General features: G+C 59.3%; 2 protein-coding genes and 2 pseudogenes. All 4 read left to right on the forward strand.

Annotated elements, in window-relative coordinates:
- A pseudogene (locus WCA53_RS19660) lies at positions 1-2,366 on the forward strand (DNA-directed RNA polymerase subunit beta'); the annotation flags it as partial.
- A 191-nt stretch (positions 2,367-2,557) separates the two neighbouring features.
- Complete coding sequence (gene recQ / locus WCA53_RS19665) at positions 2,558-4,405, forward strand: DNA helicase RecQ (protein WP_423914452.1); 1,848 nt, start codon at positions 2,558-2,560, stop codon at positions 4,403-4,405.
- 221 nt (positions 4,406-4,626) lie between these two features.
- Entirely contained in the window at positions 4,627-5,007 is a 381-nt protein-coding gene (rpsL, locus tag WCA53_RS19670; protein WP_035935550.1) for a 30S ribosomal protein S12, read from the forward strand.
- A 180-nt stretch (positions 5,008-5,187) separates the two neighbouring features.
- A pseudogene (locus WCA53_RS19675) lies at positions 5,188-5,342 on the forward strand (30S ribosomal protein S7); the annotation flags it as partial.

The raw sequence follows: 5,342 nt of genomic DNA on the forward strand, positions 1-5,342 counted from the left end.
AACTGATGCAGATGGGCTTCCGTCTCGCGACGCGCGCCGGTATTTCGATTTGCGTCGACGACATGCTCGTGCCGCCGCAAAAGGAAACGATCGTCGGCGATGCGGCGAAGAAGGTGAAGGAATACGACCGTCAGTACATGTCGGGTCTCGTCACGTCGCAAGAGCGCTACAACAACGTGGTCGACATCTGGTCGGCAACGTCGGAAGCGGTCGGCAAGGCGATGATGGAGCAGTTGGCTACTGAACCCGTGGTCGATCGCGACGGCAATCAGACGAAGCAGGAATCGTTCAACTCGATCTACATGATGGCCGACTCGGGCGCTCGTGGAACTGCTGTTCAGATTCGTCAACTGGCCGGTATTCGTGGCCTGATGGCGAAGCCGGATGGCTCGATTATCGAGACGCCGATCACGGCGAACTTCCGTGAAGGTTTGAACGTGTTGCAGTACTTCATCTCGACGCACGGCGCACGTAAAGGCCTGGCCGATACGGCGTTGAAGACGGCGAACTCGGGTTACCTGACGCGTCGTCTTGTTGACGTGACGCAGGATCTGGTCGTGGTCGAAGACGATTGCGGCACGACGAACGGCGTCGCCATGAAGGCGTTGGTGGAAGGCGGTGAAGTCGTCGAAGCGTTGCGTGACCGGATTCTCGGCCGCGTGACCGTGGCTGACGTCGTCAATCCGGAATCGCAAGAAACGCTGTACGAATCGGGCTCGTTGCTCGACGAAGATGCCGTGGACGAAATCGAACGCCTGGGTATCGACGAAGTGCGCGTGCGCACGCCGTTGACCTGCGAAACGCGTTATGGCTTGTGCGCTTCGTGCTACGGCCGCGACCTGGGTCGTGGCTCGCGTGTGAACGTCGGCGAAGCAGTCGGCGTGATCGCGGCCCAGTCGATCGGCGAACCGGGCACGCAGCTGACCATGCGTACGTTCCACATCGGTGGCGCGGCGTCGCGTGCGGCGATCGCTTCGTCGGTTGAAGCGAAGTCGAACGGCACGGTGCGTTTCACTGCAACGATGCGTTACGTCACGAATGCGAAGGGCGAGCAGATCGTCATCTCGCGTTCAGGCGAGGCGATCATTGCCGACGACCTCGGTCGTGAGCGCGAACGTCACAAGATCCCGTACGGCGCCACGTTGCTGCAACTCGACGGCGTTGTGATCAAGGCCGGTACGCAACTGGCTCAATGGGATCCGTTGACGCGTCCGATCATCACCGAGTGGGGCGGTACGGTGAAGTTCGAAAACGTCGAGGAAGGCGTGACGGTTGCGAAGCAGATCGACGATGTGACGGGGCTTTCCACGCTCGTCGTGATCGACGTGAAGCGTCGTGGTTCGCAAGCGGCGAAGAGCGTTCGTCCGCAAGTGAAGCTGCTCGATGCGCAAGGCGAAGAAGTCAAGATCCCGAACACCGAGCATTCGGTGCAGATCGGCTTCCAGGTCGGCGCACTGATCACCGTGAAGGACGGTCAGCAAGTGCAGGTCGGTGAAGTGCTGGCACGTATCCCGGTTGAAGCGCAGAAGACGCGTGACATTACCGGTGGTCTGCCGCGCGTGGCTGAACTGTTCGAAGCGCGTTCCCCGAAAGATGCCGGCATTCTGGCGGAAGTGACGGGTACGACTTCGTTTGGTAAGGACACGAAGGGCAAGCAGCGTCTGGTGATCACCGACGTGGACGGCGAACAGCATGAGTTCCTGATCACGAAGGAAAAGCAGGTGCTGGTGCACGATGGTCAGGTCGTCAACAAGGGCGAAATGATTGTCGACGGTCCGGCTGATCCGCACGACATCTTGCGTTTGCAGGGTATCGAGGCGCTGGCGCGTTACATCGTGGACGAAGTGCAGGACGTGTACCGTCTGCAAGGCGTGAAGATCAACGACAAGCACATTGAAGTGATCGTGCGTCAGATGTTGCGTCGCGTGCAGATCGTCGACAACGGCGATACGCGTTTCATCATGGGTGAACAGGTTGAGCGTTCGGACATGCTGGACGAGAACGACCGGATGGCCGCGGAAGACAAGATCCCCGCGACCTACGAGAACGTGCTGCTCGGTATCACGAAGGCGTCGCTCTCGACCGACTCGTTCATCTCGGCGGCATCGTTCCAGGAAACGACGCGCGTGCTGACCGAAGCAGCCATCATGGGCAAGCGCGACGATCTGCGCGGGTTGAAGGAAAACGTGATCGTCGGCCGTCTGATTCCGGCCGGTACAGGTCTCGCGTTCCACAAGGCACGCAAGAGCCGGGAGTTGTCGGATCGTCAACGTTTCGACCAGATTGCAGCAGAAGAATCGTTCGATTTCGGTCCGCCCGAAACCGCACCTGTAGTCCCAGCAGAACAGCAGCATCCGGCGGAATAAGTTTGAGGGCCGTTTTATCGGCCCGGTTTGACAACTAATCTGCTTGTTTGCTTGCATGAAGGCCGCCCGGCTAAAACCGGGCGGCTTTTTTTTTGCTCTGCCGATTGGCTAACGTTAGGTCATGGGCGGTGGCGGGGCCGCGTCGTTGGTAAAATCGCAGCATTCACGCTTTGGCGCACTCCGTCTTCTCCATGTCTCGTTCGCTCGAAATTCTCAAGGAAGTATTTGGCTACCCCGTTTTTCGGGGGCAGCAGGGCGATATCGTCGATCACGTAGCGGCCGGTGGTGACTCGCTTGTGCTTATGCCTACAGGGGGCGGAAAGTCGCTGTGCTATCAGATTCCCGCGTTGTTGCGTCGGGAAGCCGGTTTCGGCGCCGGGATCGTAGTGTCGCCCCTCATCGCCTTGATGCAGGACCAGGTCGCCGCGTTGAGCGAAGTCGGCGTGCGCGCCGCTTGCCTTAATTCGACGCTCACCGGTGCGGAAGCCGCCGCGACCGAGCGCGCGCTGCGCAATGGGGAAATCGACCTGTTGTACGTCGCGCCGGAACGGTTGATGACTCCGCGTTTCCTCGACTTGATCGAGAGCGTACGCATTGGCCTCTTTGCGATCGACGAAGCGCATTGCGTGTCGCAATGGGGTCACGATTTCCGGCCCGAATATATCCAGTTGTCGGTGCTGCATGAGCGCTTTCCCTCCGTTCCGCGTATCGCGCTGACGGCTACCGCGGACGCCATCACGCGCGACGAGATCGTGCATCGCCTCGCGCTGGATAACGCGCGTATTTTCGTATCGAGCTTTGACCGGCCGAATATCCGGTATCGGATCGTGGAGAAGGACAATGCCCGCGCGCAGTTGCTGGATTTCATTCGCGCGGAGCACACGAACGCCGACAAGACCACGGACGCCGGTGTGATCTATTGCCTGTCGAGGCGCAAGGTGGAAGAGACTGCAGATTGGCTCAAGAGCCAGGGGGTTCGCGCGCTGCCTTACCACGCGGGGATGGAATACCAGACGCGCCAGCGTCATCAGGAGATGTTCAAGCGCGAAGAGGGCGTCGTGATGTGCGCGACGATCGCGTTTGGGATGGGTATCGACAAACCCGACGTGCGTTTCGTCGCCCATCTGGATCTGCCGAAAAGCGTGGAAGGCTACTACCAGGAAACGGGCCGTGCCGGTCGTGACGGAATGCCGGCGAATGCGTGGATGGCATACGGCCTCGGCGACGTGGTGCAGCAACGCAAGATGATCGACGAATCGGACGCCGACGACGCGCACAAGCGCGTGCAAGGCGGCAAGCTCGACGCACTGCTCGGGCTCTGCGAGGCTGCCTCCTGCCGGCGCGTCCGCTTGCTCGGCTACTTCGGCGAAGCGAGCCAGCCGTGCGGCAATTGCGACACGTGCCTTGAACCGCCGGAATCGTGGGACGCAACACGCGAGGCGCAGATGGCATTGTCGTGTGTGTACCGGGCCTACAAGGCGAGTGGCTTTCACTTCGGCGCCGGCCACCTGATCGATATCCTGCGAGGTAGCCGATCCGAGAAACTGCTTCAGCGCGGGCATGAAAAACTATCGACTTTCGGTCTTGGCGCCGCATTGTCGGAGCAGGAGTGGCGTGCCGTATTTCGCCAACTGGTGGCCTTTGGCTACCTTGCGGTCGACCACGAGGGTTTCGGTGCATTGATCCTGACCGAAGCCAGCAAGGCGGTGCTCAAGGGCGAGCAGAACGTGACGCTGCGCAAGTACGTGAAGCCGACGCGCTCGCGCCAGTCTTCGAGCCGCAGCGGGGAGCGTGCAGATCCGACCGCCGGAATGACGCCTCGTGTCAAAGCCCGCTGGGAACGCCTGCGGCTATGGCGCTCGGAAATGGCGAAAAGCGACGGCGTGCCCGCGTACGTCATTTTCCACGATGCCACGCTGGCCGAGATCGCTCGCAACGAGCCGGATTCCGTCGAAGAGTTGGGTCAGATTCCGGGAATAGGCGCGCGCAAACTCGCTCGTTTCGGCGACGAATTGCTCGAAGTAGTCGGCGCCGATTGATTTTGCCAGCCAAACAGCGCTCCAAAACGCGCAAGCTGTTGACCGGATTGGGATTTTCAGATTATGATGCTAGGTTCTCGTTCTTGGATTTGCTAAGTGGGGCTAAGTGTAGGCTGCCGCACGGGTACAAGCAGGAACCGAGGAACCGGAATGTTCGAGCGTAGTTCGTTTTGCTTTGCCCGAAACGAATGCGCCGATTTTGATCAATTTAGGAATAGACAATGCCAACCATCAATCAACTGGTTCGCAAAGGCCGCGCTTCAGAAACAGTGAAGAGCAAGTCGCCGGCTTTGCAGGACTGCCCGCAGCGTCGCGGCGTGTGCACTCGCGTGTACACGACGACGCCGAAGAAGCCGAACTCGGCACTTCGTAAAGTTGCCAAGGTTCGTCTGACGAACGGCTTCGAAGTTATTTCGTACATCGGTGGCGAAGGCCACAACCTGCAGGAACACTCGGTTGTGCTGATTCGCGGCGGCCGGGTTAAAGACTTGCCGGGTGTGCGTTACCACATGGTTCGCGGCTCGCTGGATACCCAGGGCGTCAAGGATCGTAAGCAAGCTCGCTCGAAGTACGGTGCAAAGCGCGCCAAGGCTGGCAAGTAAGGAATCAGGTTGCCTTTTCAGGAAGGCGTTTAAGCGGTAGTGCCGGAAAACGCTGGCGCTGTCGAGTAAGTGGTCACCCGGCCAAGCTGGTTAATCAGAAAAGATGGATCGGGTTTGTTGGTGACCGCGGGGCGTGTGCGAAAAAAAGCGCAGCTCCAACTGAAAATCAAAGGAAGAAAGATGCCACGTCGTCGTGAAGTCCCGAAACGGGACATATTGCCGGATCCGAAATTCGGCAATGTAGATGTAGCCAAATTCATGAACGTCATCATGCTGTCGGGCAAGAAGTCGGTTGCCGAGCGTATCGTTTATGGTGCTTTTGAACAGATCCAGAC

Origin of the sequence: Caballeronia sp. (assembly GCF_049581465.1) — a bacterium.
In the GTDB taxonomy this organism is placed as follows: Bacteria; Pseudomonadota; Gammaproteobacteria; order Burkholderiales; family Burkholderiaceae; genus Caballeronia.

Bases quoted from the DNA above. Each gene is read 5' to 3' on its own strand.
- recQ (WP_423914452.1), top strand. From the start codon at position 2,558: ATGTCTCGTTCGCTCGAAATTCTCAAGGAAGTATTTGGCTACCCCGTT.
- rpsL (WP_035935550.1), top strand. From the start codon at position 4,627: ATGCCAACCATCAATCAACTGGTTCGCAAAGGCCGCGCTTCAGAAACA.